This is a genomic window from Chloroherpetonaceae bacterium (genome assembly GCA_033763895.1).
Classification (GTDB): domain Bacteria; phylum Bacteroidota; class Chlorobiia; order Chlorobiales; family Thermochlorobacteraceae; genus JANRJQ01.
On sequence record JANRJQ010000004.1, the window covers coordinates 231043 to 249239 of the forward strand.

Consider the following 18197-nt stretch of genomic DNA (forward strand, 5'->3'; position numbering starts at 1 on the left):
AGAATGATTCAATGATCAAGAAGTAAACCTTATTTATGAATAAAATATTTGGAATAAAAGAATTTGAAATTGATAAAATACTCTCTCGCCTAGAAAAGGGCGAACGATTAGGTATCGATGAAACCAGTTATTTTCTCAATAAAGCCTCAAAATTGTTGGGCAAAGAAGCCAATCGAAAGTTATTTGAAGCTGCAAAAAAAATTACATCCCAAAATCCCTCCCTTGCGTCCTTTCCTTTCCAGTCCGATACATTACTTGTAATCAACCCTGCCAAAAAGGCTGAGGATATTTTCAATTCAATAAATTCCGTTCGATTAAAAAATTCTACGCCCTTTATCCGATTAAATCTTACACCATTCGATATTCTTGTGGTTACAAAACGCGAAAAAATAAAAGTTATTGATTTCTGTCGCAGCCTCTCGGAATCAGGCGCAGGCGCGATTTCAGGAAGGCTCGAACCAAAGTATCAGAACGAATTTCAACTTGATGAATTTTTTAGTGTCATTATGCTCTGTCAAAAGTTTGGCATTCAATCAAGTGTGCACCTACCACTTTCCTTTTCAGACATAGATAAAATCCATCATTTGGCGAAGGTTAGAGAGTTTGCCGACAGAACCAAAAACATTTCTTTTCTTGTTCTTTATATTGATAAGAAAATTAGTACGTCGAAATTTCTGAAGGCTGTTGCACTCACAAGATTAATGCTTGATAATCTCAAATACATTTCAATTTCTGATACAGGACTAGATCAAGAGAAACTTCTTTCAAAGGACGTTTTGGAGGAAGCTGTCAAATTGGGTTTAAACTTAATTTGAAAAGTACATTTTCTTAATGGTTTAACGACGTTGATAAACGGTAGACCTATTATGGATGGCATTTAACATTTTTTGTGACTTCTCGTAGAAACTTTGTTTAAATATCATTTTGTTAGTAGCAAAAATTAATCTTTCTATTTCAATGATGAATCGAAAAACGCTTTTTGCATCTATTGGACTCCTATTTATTGGGGTAATTATAGGTATCGTGTTTGTTTCAGGGCTTCATTGGTCGAGTGAAGCCTCGGCACAGCAAGCAAATTCAGTTCCACAGTTAGGGAATGGGACTTACAAGCCCACTGAATCGATGCAGTTGCTCAAGTCATTTAATCAAGCTTTTATTGATGTCGCAAAGGTTGTTCGTCCTACTGTTGTCAGCATCAGTGTTAAGTCTGAAATGGCTTCAAAGAGCATGCCTAAAGATCAATTTCACAATTTTGACGGACAAGAGAACGAAGAAGGAGAAGAAAAAGAGCCGCAATCGCCAGACTTATTCCGGTTCTTTTTTCCTCCCAGAGGCGAACGGAATATGCCCAAAATGTCCAGCGGCTCAGGTGTGATTATCAGTTCAGACGGATATATCATTACCAATAATCATGTCGTTCAGGATGCAGAGAAAAATGGCGAAATCAAAGTGATGTTGGATGATAAGCGTGAGTTCCCTGCTAAATTAATTGGCCGTGATCCGCTCACTGATATCGCAGTAATAAAAATTGAAAGTAAAGATCTCCCGGTGATTTCGTTTGGCGATTCAGAAACCGTTCAAGTAGGCGAGTGGGTAGTTGCTGTTGGCAATCCGCTCCAACTCAATTCGACTGTGACAGCTGGAATTGTAAGCGCAATTGGAAGAAACCTTCAGCTGATGCGAGATGCTTACAGTGTTGAGAATTTTATCCAAACCGATGCCGCCATTAATCCCGGAAATTCTGGAGGGGCTTTGGTGAATTTAGAAGGAAAACTGATTGGGATTAATACAGCGATTGCCTCTCAAACAGGCTTTAATGCAGGATACGGATTTGCAGTTCCGATAAATTTAGCGCGCTCTGTAGTTGAAGATTTAATTCGATACGGAAAAATTTCTCGTGGTTACTTGGGTGTTCAGATTTCTTCAATTGACGCGGTAACGGCTAAAGCGGTTGGTCTTGATTTACCTGAGGGTGCAATGATTCAATCTGTTTTGGAAGACGGTGCGGCAAAACGAGCCGGCTTAGAATCGGGCGATGTCATTTTGAGTGTCGATGGAAAGAAAGTGAAAGAGCCTAACGATTTACAGGCTTTTGTTGCGCGCAAACACCCCGATGAAACCGTGGTGGTTAAAGTTTGGAGAGATAAAAAAGAACGCGAATTCAAAGTAAAACTTCAAGCGAGAAAAGAGGAAACAACAATTGCAAGTACCTCACCTTCGGCACCGCTTCGACATGAACAGCTTGGTATCGAAGTTCGGGAACTGACTAGTGAAGAAAAGAAACAGTATGATGCTGACTATGGCGTGATGGTAAAGAGCGTAAAACCCTTTGGCCTAGCGGCAATGAGAGGTTTACAAAATGCCGATGTTATTCTTGAAGTAGGGAAAAAGCGGATAAAGAATGTCTCTGATTTTAAGGATGCAATGAATGAATTAAAGAATGAAGCCGCAACGCTCATTCGAGTTAGAAAGCCGGATAAAACGACCCGTTTTATTGCAATAGAAGTGGCTTCAAAATAATGACTTACGAATGAAACAGGGCTTGAAAGAGCCCTGTTTCATTTTCTTTTCGGGAAAAATTTTTCTCTAAACAAATCCCATTTTTTATTGATTGAAGCACTACCCTCAACAAGAATTTCTCCACCTCTAACATCTTTTGCAATTCCCCTTTCTTTGAGTAAGTCAAGTTCTGAGGTTACTTCGCTTTCCATTTCTTCGGTTAATACTTTTGGATTAATTGAAGACTCCGGAGTGAGAATTTTTGGAGCGCGAAACGAAAGCCAAAGTTCGGGTTTTTGCTCTCCAAGGTATTCAATACGGGTTGCAAATGGAGTTAAATAAACGGAGTGTTTTTTTTGAAGAATTTTTTCAGCAATTTTTGCCGTGCCGTTGAAGAAATTAAGTGGCCTTTTTTCAACTGATTCAATAGTGCCTTGCGGAAATATCCATAACCCGTTTGGTTTTGCGGATGGAGAAAGCAAACACTCAACAGCATAATTCAGTGTTTCAATTGCTTCTCTTGGATTTTCACGGACAATTGAAAACGCGCCTAACTTTCTAAAGAACTGATAACGAACGAGTTGTTTATACTCGATGATGATAAAGAGGTTTTGATTTAAATAGGCTTCATTGCAAAGTTGAGACCAAAATCCATCCCACCAATAGGAATGATTTGAATATAGAATCATAGGAATCTCACGGTTTACATTTTGGAGGTTAGCGCTTCCAAAAACACGAACTTTATCAAAGTGTTTTTTGAATTCCCGACGAGAATAATGTCGGAACCAAAATGTGTAAAGTGCACTTCGGTCAACTTTTAACATGTAGATTTAAAGAAAACTTGTGATTTATCTCACGATTTCAAATAATTACCCTCGTAAAACATGTATATTTCATAAATCGTGTGAATGTACTTTTTTACTATTGTCATTTGACGCATAGATTGAAACAAAAACAAAGACTTCCAATTTCCTTCTCAAGTCAATATTTCGGTATGTCGGTTTCATGCCGTTGAATTCAATCAATAATAATACAATTATGAAACGCTTATTTATTGTATTTCTATTTAATGCACTATTATTTGAGCATGCTGTTGCTAGTGATAAGATTTATTCATCTTCCTCACAAGGTAATCAGCATTTGGCTTTAATTCATTTTTCTCAACATTCTTTGCAGCCAAATAAAAAAACTGAAGTTAAACCTAAGGAAAATGTAACCAAGCCTTCATCAAAACAAAAAAAAAGCAGTTGGGGGAATGAGATTGTTTATACAAAAAGGAGCAATAACGCTGTTCGGTCTGGAGCTGGAGCATTTTTTCCCGTTGTTGCAACTGTACCTGAAAACATGCCTCTAAAGGTGATGGATCGGGGGGAAAAGTGGCTGAAGGTTCAATTGCCGGATAAGAAAGAAGGATGGATTGCCGAAAACTGTTTGGTTGATAGACCCACTGACGCCAATGCTTCAAAACGCCTTGCGTCTTCTTGGAGTGGTGGAAAAGCCTCACGCGCTGGAGTTGCTGCGGCTGTAAAAGGGTTTGCCGGGAAATTTGGCAAAACGAATTCTGGAAATGTGAATGCTGTGTTTGAATATGCACAAAAGGGCTTTACGCTTTCGGAGTACACATCGTTTAATTCACCAATTAGTCGTGCTGGCTCTACAAATCGAGGGAAGTTCACACTTGGCTCCGCCGGACTCTCTTCCGGTGCTTACGATGTGCGTTTTGCAGAACAGCAGATTGGAGCAGGAATTGCTGCGAGAATTATTGCAACCAAAGGGTTATACAACGACCGTGCCCTTCATCAGTATTTGAACCTCATTTGCACATCAATTGCTATGAATTCAGAAAGTTATGATGTTGATTTTACGGTCTATATCCTCAACGACAATCTCATTAATGCGTTTGCGCTTCCGGGCGGATATATTTTTGTAACCACCGGTCTTATTAAAGCATGCCAAGATGAAGCAGAACTTGCTACGGTTATCGCTCATGAAATGGGGCATGTCATTTTAAGACACGGTCTTCAAGAACTCTCAAAGCGAATTGCTAAAATAAGGGCTGAAATACTTTTTGATGAATTGGACGCGGAATTTGAAGACGAGCGGGATGAAGAAGAAAAGGAAATGGAGGCCGAACTGGACAACATAGCGGAGGAAGCCTACGAAAGATGTATTGGCCGCCGATTAATGCAGTATGAATTTGAAGCGGATAAAGCCGGCGCAGTTCTTTCAGCAAATGCTGGCTATGACCCCACGGCAATCGTAAGGATGTTACGAACCGTTTCGGGAATTCAGGCTTCGCAACCAAAACCTGAGAGTCTTGATTCTGAATATTTTAATACCAACGAATACAAACTGCGTATTTCTGGCGTTGAGTCTTTTATCTCCGTTGGATATAACTCTTCAGGAGCTACTCTTCGCGACCGATTTAATTCGCGAACTTCGAAACTTCGATAAAATAATTCTCAATAAAAGCGCCTGAGAAGTCAGGCGTTTTTTATTTTCATTGCTCTTTGAACTTTGCAACTTTAGGAATGAAAAAATCGCCTCTCCTGATTCTTTTTTTTACAGTTCTGATTGATCTTATCGGATTTGGATTAGTATTACCGTTACTTCCAAACTACGCTCGAGAAATGGGTGCAAGCTCATTTGAGATAGGCCTTATCGCTTCAGCATATTCATTTATGCAGTTTTTTTTTGCTCCGGCTTGGGGCAGTTTAAGTGATCGAATCGGTCGAAGACCGGTGATTCTTATCAGCGTAGCGACTTCCGCCTTCTCTTACTTTTTCTTCTCTCAAGCAAATACCATTTTATTGCTTTTGCTTTCGCGAATTTTAGCGGGTATAGGCTCTGCAAATGTTGGTGTCACGCAGGCGTATATCACCGATATTTCAGATTCGTCAACCCGCTCAAAAAGTCTTGGCATTCTAGGTGCTGCTTTTGGATTGGGGTTTGTGTTAGGGCCTCCAATTGGTGGATTAATAAAAACATATTATGGCGGTGCTGCGGTTGGCTATAGCGCAGCCTTAATTACCTTACTTGACTTTGGGCTTGCTTATTTTCTTTTACCCGAATCTTTAACTGAAAAAAGAAACACAGAAATTTCTTTTAATCCATTTCACGGAGAAAAACTCGCAGCGATGTTTCGCTTTCCGGCTGTCAATCGGTTGTATCTCACAAGCTTTTGTTTTGTATTTGCTTTTGTCAATATGCAGATTACCATTCCACTTTTATGGAAAGAGAAGTATTCATTTTCAGATGCCGATATTGGGTTTCTCTTTTCGATGATAGCAGTTGTTTCGGTGGTTGTACAAGGTGGTTTAATTGGAAAACTTGTAAGAATATTTGGTGAAAGAAAATTACTTCCAATTGGATTGGCGCTTATGTTACTTGGTATCGGGTTTCTTCCTTTTGTCCCCGCCAGTAAATTTCTTTCCTATGGAAGTTTAACGCTAATCATTCTTGCTTTGGGAAATGGGCTTTGCAACCCTATTAACACTTCCCTTGTTTCACTTTATACACCGAAAGATGCCCAAGGAGAAATTTTAGGTGTCTTACAGTCAGTTGGTTCTTTGGGGCGAGTGATTGCTCCTTTTACGGGGAGTTTGCTTTATGGAATTGATCTTCATGCACCTTATTTAACCGGAAGTTTATCCCTTTTTATTGGGCTTATTGTTTCATTTTCTCTCGCTTCTTTTGAACTCAATCATATAAAAGAAGCGGTTTAATTATCAACTAAAATGTATTTAAGGTCTTTGCTCATCATTGATGATGATCCGAATGTTCATAACCTTTATGCCATTACACTTCACGACTTTCACCTAAAGATCCACTCTTGCTTCAACGGATTTGAAGGGTATCAAGAGTTGCGTTCTAACAGTTACGACCTCGCGCTAATGGATATTGAAATGCCTGAAATGACCGGTTTGCAGGTTTTGGAAAGATTAACCGGTGAAGGTGTGTCGTTTCCGCCGGTTATTGTGATTAGTGCAGCTGAGGGGAATCATTTGATTTCAGACTGTATGAATCGAGGCGCATCCGATTATTTAAAGAAACCGGTACGCACCTCTTTTTTGAAATCTGTGGTTAGAGACATTTTAGACACTGTTGATATTACAAAACAGAGTTTACCAAGAGCGATGTATGAGATGGCAAGGCGAAAATCAACGGCAGATCTTATCATCTCAACTGATTTAGGCATCGGAAATATCAAGTATAAATTTGGGAAACTTATCGAAGCATCATTTTTAGGGAAAACTGGAATTAATGCCGTTGATCTTCTGAAGGAAATTCAAAAACTTAAAATTGATGTCGAACATCGATAGTCTTACTTCGTTAACCCTTTCTTTTGAACCGCTCCAACCGAAAGATTTTGCTACACTCAGAGCTTTAGCAGATTGTATTTGGAAGGTGCATTATCCCGGAATTATCTCAATGGAACAAATCGAGTTCATGTTAGAGAGAAACTTTAATGATGACAAGATTCTTTTGGAGTTATCACAAGGATTTATTTATGAATTAATGATACTTAATGGGGAAGCCGTCGGATATACTGCCTACCGCTTTGAAACTGAATCGCAACGCGTTTTTTTGAGCAAGATGTATTTGCTTGTTGAGCTTCACGGCAAGGGATTAGGGCAACAAGCGCTATCTCATGTTTTAGCGTATGCAAAGGAACAACATGCCTCTTCGGTCTATCTCTTCGTAAATAAAAAAAATGAAAAAGCGATTCTTGCTTACCAACGATTTGGCTTTAAGAAAAATCGTGAATTAATCACACAGATTGGAGGAGGTTTTGTGATGGATGATTTTGAGATGACCTTTCAGTTTTGAATCAAATAGGAACAGAAACGACTCTTAAGGATGAACTTCCGTCGTTTCAAATTGTTCCTTCGGGTTCTTCTCTAATGCTTTCATTGCCGCATCTGACACCTTTCTTCTTACTCCACGAATGGCATTGTTAAGAGAATTCGGATAAACTCGATTGGTCAGTAATACGATTGCAACTTTTTTAATAGGGTCGATCCAAAAACTTGTACCTGTGTAACCTAAATGGCCAAAAGTTTTGAGGGTCATATAGCGACCGGCTGATGTTTTTTCGTTATTCGATTTCATATCAAACCCTAAAGCTCTTTCGCCCAGAACGGTGTCTCGTGTTGTAAATCGTTTTACTGTTGTGGGCTCAAAGATTTTTACTTTTTTCACTTTTTTTTCAAGCGAATCATAAACCGTTGCAATTCCTTCATCAAGGAGCATCGTGCATATGCTCAGAACTGATTTCACATCGCCAAAAAGTCCTGCGTTCGCCGAAATCCCGCTCAATTTTGCCGAAGTTGGATCATGAACTAGGGGGCGCTCAAAAGACATTTTCCAAAGCGTATCTTTTTCAACAGGCGCAATAACAACGCCAGCGAACTGATTCAACGCACCTGCATGAAACCCAATTCGGTTCAATTTCATTGGCCTTGCAATCTGTTCATCAAAACAATCACTGAGATTTTTGCCGTAAATTTTCTCAACAATTTTCCCAAGCAAGACAAAATTAATATCACTATAAATGGTGGTGTCACCCGGATTTCGAAATAAAGAATCTTGATAAATCGCATTTAGGACTTTTTCCGTGGTATTGAGCGTATCGTGATATCTTCGAAAAGCGACAAGGCCGGAACTATGTGTGAGCAATTGTCGGATTGTAATTTTACCCTTACTGCCAGCATTTGCTTGCGGGAGAAATTGACCTAGAGTATCTGATAACCGGATTCGATTTTCTTCATAAAGTTTCATTACAAGAAGTCCTGCGGTTAAGGGCTTTGTAACTGAGGCAAGGTCAAAGACCGTTTCAATCGAAATTGGAGATGCTGAAGAATCATAGGTTGCTTTTCCAAAAGACTCCAAAAACACCGTTCTGCCATTCTTTATGACTCCAACAACCCCACCGGGGAATGCCCTTTCCGCAATGGAAACATTCATTACAAGGCGAAGTGAATCAAACCGGTTGTTACGATTGAATTTCTTTTGTGATTTCCTAGATTTTTGATGAGGTTTAACTTGAGCTTCACCAATTTCAGTGAAAAGAAAAGTAAAAGAAGATAAGAGGAGGAAGGTAATCGCGAAACGCATCAGATTTGTTTGATATGATGAAAAATTTGGCAAAGAACGACGCTGATCTTGGTAACATATAGGCATAACACATTTAGCCTCTTGACCTCTCGTAAAATTCAGATTTGTAGGATAACGTTGGCAATTGAACCGTAAATACAGACCCTTTCATTTTTCCTTGTGATTGCAACCAAACTTTTCCATTGTGGAGTTCGACAAGTTGTTTGACGATATACAACCCAAGCCCAGTACTCGATTCGCCGCCGGTTGGTCTTGAGGATAACCTTTGAAATCTCATAAATGCGCGTTTCATATCCGTTTCAGAAAATCCTTGCCCTTCATCTTGAATCACAAGAAGTATATATCTATTGTTGTCTGTTGGGTCATTTTCAGGAGAAGAGTCGCCGACTGATTGAGTTAAACGCACTTCTATACTTTTACCGTAAGGACTGTATTTAATTGCATTAATGACTAAGTTTTCAAATATTTCACGAAACCTTTCGCGATCGATGGGAGCAATACAATCCGGCTCTGTTTTAAGAGAGATCGTTTGACCTTTTTGAGCAGCAAGTGGAGCCAGATTAATTGTCATTTCTTCAACAAATGCACTGACATCCGTTCTCACACGATGTATTTCTAACTTACCAGCGTCGATAGATGATGTTTTTAATAAATCATCTATAAGACGAAGCATTCGTTTTGAAGAGGCTTCAATGAACCCTGAATGTTTTTGGACAAACTCTTTATCAGCCGGCATTTCATTGATTAATTGCGAAAAGCCTAAGATACTATTCAATGGTGCGCGTAAGTCGTGGGCAGCGATTCCAAGCAATTCACTTTTGAAGGTATTTGCTTCATCTGCAACCTTCTTTTGGAGTGCAAGTTCGTTATTTCGCTTTTGAAGCAATTCTGCAACTTTTCGTCGTTCACGAACTCGGTAAAATAGAAGCGCAACCAATGCAGAAATCAACGCTAAAAGAAGAATCAAACTATTTCTCCAAAGTACTTGATTTTCCTTATCTCGGCGAAGCAATTCGTATTTATTTCTTTCCTTTTCAATTTCATAATCTGTTTGAAGTTCAGCAATTCGCTTTCGAGAGACATCATTAAAAATTGAATCTTTCGAAACAATGTATCGCGATTGAAATTGAAAAGCTTCTTTGAACTGATTTTTTTTCTGGTAAGAAGTTGCAAGGATTTTACTAGCATTCTTTATCCCATCAAGATTTCCGACGTGCTCAGCATTTTGTAGAGAAATTGTTGCATAAATAATTGCTTGATCCAAATTATTTGAGCGCTCTTCAACTCGCGCCAGATTCAAATACCCGTAAGCCAATTCATCAATAAACTTATGCTTATTGGATAAATTTATTGATCGATCTAAAAACTGCCGTGCTTCTCTTAAGCGACCCAATTCGATAAGTACATTTCCTATTTCATAACATACCGTTGCAATTCCGCGCGTATCGGAATAACCTTCTCGCAAATTGAGTGCCCGTGAATAATCATACAATGCTTTCTCAAATTGTCGCAATTCATTATAGACTCTGCCCGTGTTTATGTAGATGTACGCAAGGATTTGAGGATTTTTGAGCGGCTCCGCTTTTTCAAGAGCAAGTTGAAAGCTTGTTAAAGCTTTTTCATATTTCTCTTGATAAATATAAATGTTTCCAATGTTGATATGTGAGTATGCAACCCTTTCAGAATCGGCAGTCGCTTCTGCAATTTTAAGTGCTTTGTAATAAAGCTCTAGCGCTTTCGAAAGATTGCCTAAGTTTCTCCACGCCACTCCCAAAAAGCTGAGCGCGGTAGTCTCTCCTTTAGAATAGCCTAAAACCTTCGCGAGTTCAAGTGCGCTTTCACCGTATTGAATCGAACGAATGGCGAGTTCACCTCGATATTCCCAAGCCAATTGATTTAAGACATCTACCCTTTCTTTTCCACTCACGTTTTCAAGTCGATTTTGAAGACTATCGATTATTTGTGATGTACTTTTAGGGTCAGAGGCTTCAGCTTCGATTCCAAAATTGAGGAATATGATAATCAACAAAATCTTATGTATTGCGCAACTTCCGCGGATCATAGAATTTTAATTAATTTCGTTTTACCGTCTCAAAATAGGAAGAATCGCCGAATAAAACTCTTTGAATTGCTTCAACACATCTGCTTCAGAGTTCAATATTGATAGTGGGAGGCGTTTTGTAATCTTCAAAAAACTTGAGGATTTCACATTGTGAATCAATTCATTTTTTTCAATTTGACTAAGAATAATCTCACCATCTTTTTTCCAATTCCATAGTTCATTCACTCCTACTCCGCAATTAAGGTTTTGAAGCATTTCAAATTGATTCTCAAAACGAGTTATTGCTTTCGCAAGATAATCTCCTTGGATTATGACCGAGAAAATCCAACTATTTCCAAACCAACACATCGTTCTGAAGGTAAAGATGTTTTTTTGGCTGAAGTATTTTGGATAATCGAGCAAGACATAAGGAAATCCTTCATAATTTTCTCCTTTTGCAATCTGGCCTTTATAAAAGTCGGTTCCTTCAGGAAAATCCAAATCAATTGGATTAATAAATAGCTTTGCATTTTCTCGAAGAGATTCAAAGAGCGTTTTAAGTTTTTCGGTTGCACTGACTTTCGTTTCAAAAAAAATTTGATTTTCGAGCAATTCAATTTCCCTTGCTGTTAACATTACGATGTTTGTTGTGTTTTTTCTTCAGCCTGTTTTTCATCGGGGATGACCTTAAAGAACTCTCTACGAAGAATTTCTTGCTGTTCAAGAATCGTTATCGCCGAAATGTCAAATTGCTTCAAAAGCAAAGAAAAAATCTGAATTGATGATTCAAACTTCTCAGTAATTACCGAGCTCGCACCTGCTTTGTAGAGCAAAGGAACATCAGACATTTGTCTTGTTCGAACAATAATAAATGAATTTGGATTCAATTCACGAATTGCGGAAATGCACTCTGCCGATTCCTTAAGCCCTGAAATACAAATAGCGATGGCATCGGCTTTATCCGCGCCCAACTGTGAAAGTCGTTGTATATCCTTTGCTTCACCAATAAAAATATTCTTGAATCCTTCTTTCCTAGCAGTTTCAACTTGTTTACGAGATTTTTCCAAAACTACATGTCTTACATTCGTCGCCATCAAAACCGCACTGATGTTACGACCGCTTTCGCCATAACCAACCACCACCACATGTGGCTTTATTTCAGCAGCATCTTGGTTTGGTGCGAACTCATCGTACTGAAGTGAAGCAATTTTATCTGCCTCAGGGTGACTTCCGTCTTTTCTCAATGGTATGAATTCGAGTGCGGGAGCTAATCTTTCTGCAACACGTGGTGCAACCGCAATAAGGGCAGGTGTTACAATCATTGTAATTACAATAACTGCCAAAGTCCCTTGAAAAATCTCGGGGTTGATGACTTCATTTTTCAAACCAAGTTCCGCCAATACAAACGAAAACTCTCCAACTTGAGCCAATGCAATTCCGGCAATCAATGCAATCCGTAAAGGGAATCCTAACAATACACCAACGGTTGTCGCTAAAGTTGCATTAATGATTAGAACCACAAGTGAGAGAACTACATAGAGTGGTAAGTTAATTACTTTTATATCGAGTAATAAACCGACAGAAACAAAGAAGATGCTTGTCAGAGCATCACGAAACGGGGTAAGGGTTTCGGAAATTTGATGACTTTCGTCGGTGCTCGAAATAATCACACCGGCTATAAATGCACCCAATGCTAAAGATAACCCGGCGAGTGAAGTCAGATACGCTGAACCGAAACAAAGCAATAATGCGCCTAAAACAGCAATTTCTTTCGCATGCAACGCACTGACTATCTTAGCGAAGTAGGGCATAAAAAAGCGAAATCCACCGATAATTGCAATTGCGAACACAACCAACAGCCCCAATTCCTTCATTAAACCTGTAAATGATGTTTCACTGGATGGATTTAAGAGATTAATCCCAATCATCATCGGAACAACAGCGATATCCTGAAAGATGAGAATGCCTAATGCGATTTTCCCGTGCGGTTGGTTGAGCTCCCCTCGATCGTCAAGTAGTTTAAGACAAATCGCTGTGCTGCTCAAGGCTAACGCCATTCCTAAAAAAACAGAGGTTCTCCAGTTACTTTCTACGCCAAAAAGCGGGAGAAGCCAAAATGCCAAGATGCCAATTCCGATTACAGTTAATATTACTTGAAAAGCCCCACCAAAAAGAACAATATTTTTTAGTTTCTTGAAATCTTCAACCGAAAACTCAAGCCCAATTGCAAAAAGAAGCAAGACCACACCAAGTTCAGCTAATGTAGAGATGAGTGTTACATCACTGACGATTTTTAATCCGGTATTCCCAACCATTATTCCCGTGACAATAAGACCAATAACCGGAGGAAGTTTGATTTTTTGAAAAATTAATACCACAACCACTGCAAGAGCAGAGATTATGACAAGGTCTTGAAGAAAATGGAAATCGTGCATCGTGTTTCAATTTGTACTTCCTTCAACCTTCATTTTAGTAAGGGAATTCCCGAATGATGCGAAATAACTCTGTTAGAATATTTGTTTGAGGGCTCAGTTATTTATCAGTTGGGGAAGTAATCAGTTAGGGAAATAATCGGTTAGGGAAAAAAAGCCGTCGAAGACGGCTTTGCGATGTGGACAGGGAGGGAATCGAACCCCCGACACAAGGATTTTCAGTCCTTTGCTCTACCGACTGAGCTACCTGTCCAATTGAAAAACATCTATTTATATTTGTTGCTTTTCAAAAAGGACTGCAAATATAGCAGTTGAACTTGTAAAAGAAAAAACTCTTAAAAAATTTTCAACCAAAGGGTTCAATGGACGCTTTTGACTTGAGACAACTTAATTTCTTTCACATTAAACCACATTCACCTTAATAATTTTAGCTAAGTGAAGAAAAAAGTTGAAAATTCAAGTGCATTTTTGCTTATTGAATTGATGGTATTCCAAAAGGAATTTTCGGTCATGCAATTTTATCAATCCTAACTTTGAGTCAATGAACAAATTTGAGCATGAACAGGCGAAAGAGAACAGTCTTTTCTTCTCTTCTTCAATAGATGGAGATGGATTTGAGAAGGCTATTTCAGGAAAGCCGGATGATGAGCGCTCATCGTGCGGGGTGGGTTTTGTGGTAAATCTAAATGGTGATGCACTTCATGATACCTTAAAAGCCGGATTGCTAGCACTTCGATGCGAAGAACACCGCGGTGCTTGCGGCGCAGATCAAATTTCAAGTGATGGTTCCGGAATTATGACAGATATTCCATTCGAATATTTTGGTTATGAAAAGGGCTCTGTTGCTATTGCGATTCTTTTTATTCCGCTTGATCTTGAAGGACAGCGAATAGCGCTCAAAATTTTTGCAGAAACATTTGGTTTTTTAGGGCTTGAAGTGACCGAATTTCGTGATGTGCCCATCAATGCGGAAGTTCTTGGAAAGGAGGCGTTACGAACAATGCCTGCAATCAAGCAGGTGGTCATTGCTCGGCCGAATCATTGCCGAACCGATGCGTCTTTCAATCGCTTGCTTTATACCGCAAAGCAAATTACCCGAACGAAAGTAAAAGAATATGGTTTAAGTGAATTTTATTTTGCCTCGCTATCGACGAACACCATCGTTTACAAGGCTTTGACAAAGGGTGACCAACTCGATCAATTTTATCTCGATCTTCAGAACCCAAAGTTTAAGACGCGATTTGTCATGTTTCATCGCAGGTTTAGCACCAATACGCGTACAGCTTGGGATAAAGCACAGCCATTTCGTGTGATTGCTCATAATGGGGAGATAAACACAATTGCCGGAAATCGATCTTGGTCATATTCTCGCGAAAAATCTTTAGGGCTTGGCGCAGATGAATTGCTCACGCATCACGGAATCAGCGATACAGGAAGTATGAATGAAATGGTGGAGGCACTTCTTTACCGAAGCTCAATACCACATATCGAAGATATCTTAGCAATTATGATTCCACCGGCGGCCTCGAAAAGCCCATTTTATAAATTTTGGTCGCGCGCAATGGAGCCTTGGGATGGGCCGGCATTTATCACTTTTGCCGATGGGCAAAAAGTCGGAGGACGCTTGGATCGGAATGGATTTCGCCCGTGCCGATGGGCAAAAACGACCCGTCACTTTTTTGTCAGTTCCGAAGCAGGTTCTTTTGACCTTGATGAATCAAAAGTGCTTTCAAAAGGCACACTACAAGCGGGAACAGGCGTAACGGTCAATCTTGAAACCGGCGAAGTGGATTTTACAGACCCAAGCGACTCCTCATTGAATCGTGATGCGAACTTTGATGCAAAACTCACCCCGATTCAATCCTTAAAGCTTGACGATGCGCCAAGGCATCTCAGCAAAATGCGCCTCTTTGGTTATACAGAAGAGGATTTGCATAAAATTCTCGCTCCGATGATTACAACCGGTAAGGAACCCATTGGATCTATGGGTGATACGGCAAGGCCGGCAATCTTATCAAAAGAGCCTCGTGCCTTTTTCGACTATTTTTATCAAAATTTTGCGCAAGTCACGAACCCACCGGTTGATTATTTACGTGAAAGCACCGTCACGGATCTTTCAATTTACTTGGGGAAAAAGCCCAATATTTTTTCGCCGCAAGAATTAATCCCACCCCCGCCGGCCATAGAGTTGAGAAGTCCTTTACTATCACTTTCACAAATGGCCTATTTACAGTCACTTGTCTCTATTGGATTAATCGAATCGCGACGGGTTGAAAAGGGGCTTACGGCTTATGAATTGGATATCACTTTCAAGCGAAGTGAAGGTGAGATTGGGTTTAAGTCAAAATTGGCTTCTTTGCAGGCAGACGCCGTTAAAGCCACACAAAAAGGGGCTTCAATTCTCATCCTTTCCGACCGTTCATCTGACTATGAACATCCACCGATACCAAGTCTATTGGCGCTTCGCGCAGTCATTAAAGCAATGAATGCATCGGGAGTAAGGCTTGACGCATCGCTCGTGATTCACACGGCTGAGGTTCGGAACACGCATCAGCTCTCATGCCTTATTGGTTTTGGTGCGGCGGCGGTGTGCCCTTATCTCGCACTTGAGATAGCGAGATACCAACCCATAGAGAAAACGGCCAAGCTTGGTTCTGATGAAAAGGAAAAAAACCTCATTAAAGCTTTTGAATCCGGACTGTTAAAAGTCATGTCGAAAATGGGAATATCAGTTGCAAAGAGCTATCAAAGCGCGCGGCTTTTTTCTGCGATTGGTATCGGAAAGAAACTTGCCTCCGAATATTTTGTTGACCTTTACAGCCCAATTGGAGGCATTGAGATTAAAGATTTAGTGGAAGAAATTCTTCATAATACTTTCACTACAACCTCATCTCAGTTCTCAGAAAAGTTAATTCATACTTATCAATTCAAAGAACACAATAAAGGTCTTTTGGGTGAAAAACATTCAATGACCAATGCACGATCAAAAGTCATTCATCGAATTGTGAGAGAAAAAAATCTCTCGCTAAATTCTTCAATGCTTTATGAGGAATATTTGAAACAAGGCGAAGCGGATGAGCCTATAAATCTGCGCCATCTTTTCGATTTGAAAAAGCAATCGCATACCGTTTCAATTGAATCGGTTGAACCGATCAAGCATATCACTTCTACGTTTGGCTCAGGAGGAATGTCTTTTGGGGCAATCAGCGCTGAATCTCAACGGGATTTATTTGATGCAATGCGGCAAGTTGGCGGGAGAAGTAATAGTGGCGAAGGCGGTGAAAACCCTTATTACTTTAAAGAAGGCATTTTTGCTTCAACAAAACAAATTGCTTCGGCAAGGTTTGGTGTAACAGCCGAATATTTGGTTACTGCAAATGAAATACAGATTAAAGTTGCTCAAGGGGCTAAGCCCGGTGAAGGCGGGCAACTAATGTCGGTGAAAGTAACTGAGGATATTGCCAAAGCAAGACATGCTTTACCGGGGATTGACCTCATTTCTCCGCCTCCATTACATGATATTTATAGTATTGAGGACTTAAAGGAATTGATCTATGAATTGAAGCAAACGCATCCCAAAGCGAAAGTCAGTGTGAAATTGGTTTCAGGAGCGAACATCGGGACAATCGCTGTTGGTGTGGCGAAAGCAGGAGCAGACATCATTCAGGTTAGCGGCGCGGATGGTGGAACGGGAGCGGCTTCGCTATCTTCAATGAAACACGCCGGCTTGCCTTGGGAAATCGGACTTTTAGAGGCGCATCATGCTTTGGTTGAGAACGGCCTTCGAGAATCCATTATCTTGCGAACAGACGGTGGGCTTTCAACAGGGAAAGATGTTGTCTTTGCGGCAATCTTGGGTGCGGAAGAATATGATTTTGGGAAGCTCTTACTTGTCGCACAAGGCTGTGTAATGGCAAGAATTTGCGAAACCAATACCTGCCCAACGGGAATCGCAACACACGACCCGAAATTCAAAGCCAAGTATAAAGGAAGTGCGGAGCATGTTGTTTCTCTCTTGGAAATTATTGCAGAGGATGTTCGTCGTCACCTGTCACTTTTGGGACTGAAAACTTTGAAGTCGGCGATTGGCAGAACAGATTTGCTCATCTTAAACCCTAAAGCCAAGTCGCTAATTGAATCACGAAATCTTGATCTAAGTTTTTTTCTAAAAAAGGGTCTTGAGGTTTTTCACCGAGAACAGAGTTTGTATTTAGAAGGGGTCAATCCATTAAATCAATCTGTGTTGAACGATTGCGCTTCATCGATTCCCAATGAATCAAACATTTCAGCATCTTATTCAATTTTGCCTACCGATAGAGCAATTCCCGCCACCCTAAGCGGTGAGATCGGAAAGTATGTCAGTTCAAAGCGTTTAGCAAAAGGTTTTGCCGACGAATCAGTATCATTTGGCGGTAACATTTCACTCTCATTTACTGGAAGCGCGGGTCAAGGATTTGGGGTTTTTATGCCTCAGGGGCTTACCATTCGATTAGCCGGAGAAGCCAATGATTCCGTATGTAAAGGAATGTCGGGCGGGAAATGTGTCATTGTTCCTCATCCGAAAGCCTCGTTTACAGCAGAGGAAAATGTCATTATCGGAAATTGTGCGCTTTATGGGGCAACCGGCGGAACGCTCTATGTGCACGGACATGCAGGAGACCGATTTGCCGTTAGAAACAGCGGTGCGACTGCCGTTGTAGAGGGGGTAGGCCTTCATGCCTGCGAATACATGACCAACGGTAGAATTGTAATTTTAGGTGAAGCTTCGGGGAATATCGGCGCGGGTATGACCGGTGGAGAATTGTTCCTCTTTCGAAACTTCCAGCAATTCATCAATTATGACTATTTGCAAAACACCCCATTTGACGATGCCGATGAATCTCGTTTGATTTCATTACTTACCGATTATCTCACCGAGACCGGTAGTACAACCGCTAAACAAATCTTAGCAGACTGGCAGAAATCGAAATCGCTTTTTACCAAATATTTGCCAATCGCTTTTGCAAAAAAGAAATTGGAAGAAACTGAAATAATAAAGTTGAATTAAATCTATTGGTTAAAAAGGGTTCATCGCACTTCCACTCAACCAAAGTGTTTGAAATATTTTT

12 protein-coding genes and 1 tRNA gene are annotated in these 18197 nt (G+C 40.1%); 7 read left to right on the forward strand and 6 right to left on the reverse strand.

Going from position 1 to position 18197, the window contains the following annotated elements; genetic code table 11:
• The first annotated feature begins 35 nt into the window (after positions 1 to 35).
• Both SFU91_01760 and SFU91_01765 read left to right on the forward strand, forming a co-directional pair.
• Positions 36 to 815 carry a hypothetical protein gene (locus SFU91_01760; GenBank protein ID MDX2127743.1) on the forward strand — a complete coding sequence of 260 codons (780 nt, stop codon included), beginning with the start codon at positions 36 to 38 and terminating at the stop codon, positions 813 to 815.
• A 142-nt stretch (positions 816 to 957) separates the two neighbouring features.
• A complete protein-coding gene (locus SFU91_01765; protein MDX2127744.1) occupies positions 958 to 2520 on the forward strand; it encodes a Do family serine endopeptidase in 1563 nt (520 codons plus the stop codon).
• A gap of 38 nt (positions 2521 to 2558) precedes the next feature.
• On the opposite strand, the gene SFU91_01770 is transcribed toward SFU91_01765, so the two are convergent.
• On the reverse strand, positions 2559 to 3323 hold the full coding sequence (locus SFU91_01770) for a lysophospholipid acyltransferase family protein (GenBank protein ID MDX2127745.1): 765 nt from the start codon (positions 3321 to 3323) through the stop codon (positions 2559 to 2561).
• A gap of 214 nt (positions 3324 to 3537) precedes the next feature.
• Between SFU91_01770 and SFU91_01775 the strand changes: the two genes are divergently transcribed.
• The 4 genes from SFU91_01775 (at position 3538) to SFU91_01790 (ending at position 7329) form a co-directional block, all read left to right on the forward strand.
• Positions 3538 to 4953 (forward strand): M48 family metalloprotease, encoded by a 1416-nt coding sequence (locus tag SFU91_01775; protein MDX2127746.1) that lies wholly within the window; start codon positions 3538 to 3540, stop codon positions 4951 to 4953.
• A 77-nt stretch (positions 4954 to 5030) separates the two neighbouring features.
• Positions 5031 to 6224: an MFS transporter gene (locus SFU91_01780; GenBank protein MDX2127747.1), complete on the forward strand. Its 1194-nt coding sequence runs from the start codon at positions 5031 to 5033 to the stop codon at positions 6222 to 6224.
• Positions 6225 to 6236: 12 nt separating this feature from the next.
• Positions 6237 to 6821 (forward strand): response regulator, encoded by a 585-nt coding sequence (locus tag SFU91_01785; protein ID MDX2127748.1) that lies wholly within the window; start codon positions 6237 to 6239, stop codon positions 6819 to 6821.
• Positions 6805 to 7329 (forward strand): GNAT family N-acetyltransferase, encoded by a 525-nt coding sequence (locus tag SFU91_01790; protein ID MDX2127749.1) that lies wholly within the window; start codon positions 6805 to 6807, stop codon positions 7327 to 7329. Before SFU91_01785 ends, SFU91_01790 begins: the two co-directional genes overlap by 17 nt.
• 24 nt (positions 7330 to 7353) lie before the next feature.
• Here the strand turns inward: SFU91_01790 and SFU91_01795 are convergent, their stop codons facing one another.
• The 5 genes from SFU91_01795 to SFU91_01815 form a co-directional block, all read right to left on the reverse strand.
• Positions 7354 to 8466, reverse strand: a complete 1113-nt coding sequence (locus SFU91_01795) for a serine hydrolase domain-containing protein (protein ID MDX2127750.1) — start codon at positions 8464 to 8466, stop codon at positions 7354 to 7356.
• A gap of 223 nt (positions 8467 to 8689) precedes the next feature.
• Positions 8690 to 10678: a tetratricopeptide repeat-containing sensor histidine kinase gene (locus SFU91_01800; protein MDX2127751.1), complete on the reverse strand. Its 1989-nt coding sequence runs from the start codon at positions 10676 to 10678 to the stop codon at positions 8690 to 8692.
• 21 nt (positions 10679 to 10699) lie between these two features.
• Positions 10700 to 11293: a hypothetical protein gene (locus SFU91_01805; protein MDX2127752.1), complete on the reverse strand. Its 594-nt coding sequence runs from the start codon at positions 11291 to 11293 to the stop codon at positions 10700 to 10702.
• Complete coding sequence (locus SFU91_01810; GenBank protein MDX2127753.1) at positions 11293 to 13092, reverse strand: cation:proton antiporter; 1800 nt, start codon at positions 13090 to 13092, stop codon at positions 11293 to 11295. The genes SFU91_01805 and SFU91_01810 overlap by 1 nt, the downstream gene beginning before the upstream one ends.
• 177 nt (positions 13093 to 13269) lie before the next feature.
• Positions 13270 to 13342, reverse strand: a tRNA-Phe gene (locus SFU91_01815).
• A 288-nt stretch (positions 13343 to 13630) separates the two neighbouring features.
• Here SFU91_01815 and gltB point away from each other — a divergent pair.
• Complete coding sequence (gene gltB / locus SFU91_01820) at positions 13631 to 18136, forward strand: glutamate synthase large subunit (GenBank protein MDX2127754.1); 4506 nt, start codon at positions 13631 to 13633, stop codon at positions 18134 to 18136.
• The last annotated feature ends 61 nt before the right edge of the window (positions 18137 to 18197 follow it).

Excerpts from the sequence above, each read along its gene's own strand:
- SFU91_01760 (MDX2127743.1), top strand. The coding sequence starts at position 36 with ATGAATAAAATATTTGGAATAAAAGAATTTGAAATTGATAAAATACTC.
- SFU91_01765 (MDX2127744.1), top strand. The coding sequence starts at position 958 with ATGATGAATCGAAAAACGCTTTTTGCATCTATTGGACTCCTATTTATT.
- SFU91_01770 (MDX2127745.1), bottom strand. The coding sequence starts at position 3,323 with ATGTTAAAAGTTGACCGAAGTGCACTTTACACATTTTGGTTCCGACAT.
- SFU91_01775 (MDX2127746.1), top strand. The coding sequence starts at position 3,538 with ATGAAACGCTTATTTATTGTATTTCTATTTAATGCACTATTATTTGAG.
- SFU91_01780 (MDX2127747.1), top strand. The coding sequence starts at position 5,031 with ATGAAAAAATCGCCTCTCCTGATTCTTTTTTTTACAGTTCTGATTGAT.
- SFU91_01785 (MDX2127748.1), top strand. The coding sequence starts at position 6,237 with ATGTATTTAAGGTCTTTGCTCATCATTGATGATGATCCGAATGTTCAT.
- SFU91_01790 (MDX2127749.1), top strand. The coding sequence starts at position 6,805 with ATGTCGAACATCGATAGTCTTACTTCGTTAACCCTTTCTTTTGAACCG.
- SFU91_01795 (MDX2127750.1), bottom strand. The coding sequence starts at position 8,466 with ATGAATGTTTCCATTGCGGAAAGGGCATTCCCCGGTGGGGTTGTTGGA.
- SFU91_01800 (MDX2127751.1), bottom strand. The coding sequence starts at position 10,678 with ATGATCCGCGGAAGTTGCGCAATACATAAGATTTTGTTGATTATCATA.
- SFU91_01805 (MDX2127752.1), bottom strand. The coding sequence starts at position 11,293 with ATGTTAACAGCAAGGGAAATTGAATTGCTCGAAAATCAAATTTTTTTT.
- SFU91_01810 (MDX2127753.1), bottom strand. The coding sequence starts at position 13,092 with ATGCACGATTTCCATTTTCTTCAAGACCTTGTCATAATCTCTGCTCTT.
- gltB (MDX2127754.1), top strand. The coding sequence starts at position 13,631 with ATGAACAAATTTGAGCATGAACAGGCGAAAGAGAACAGTCTTTTCTTC.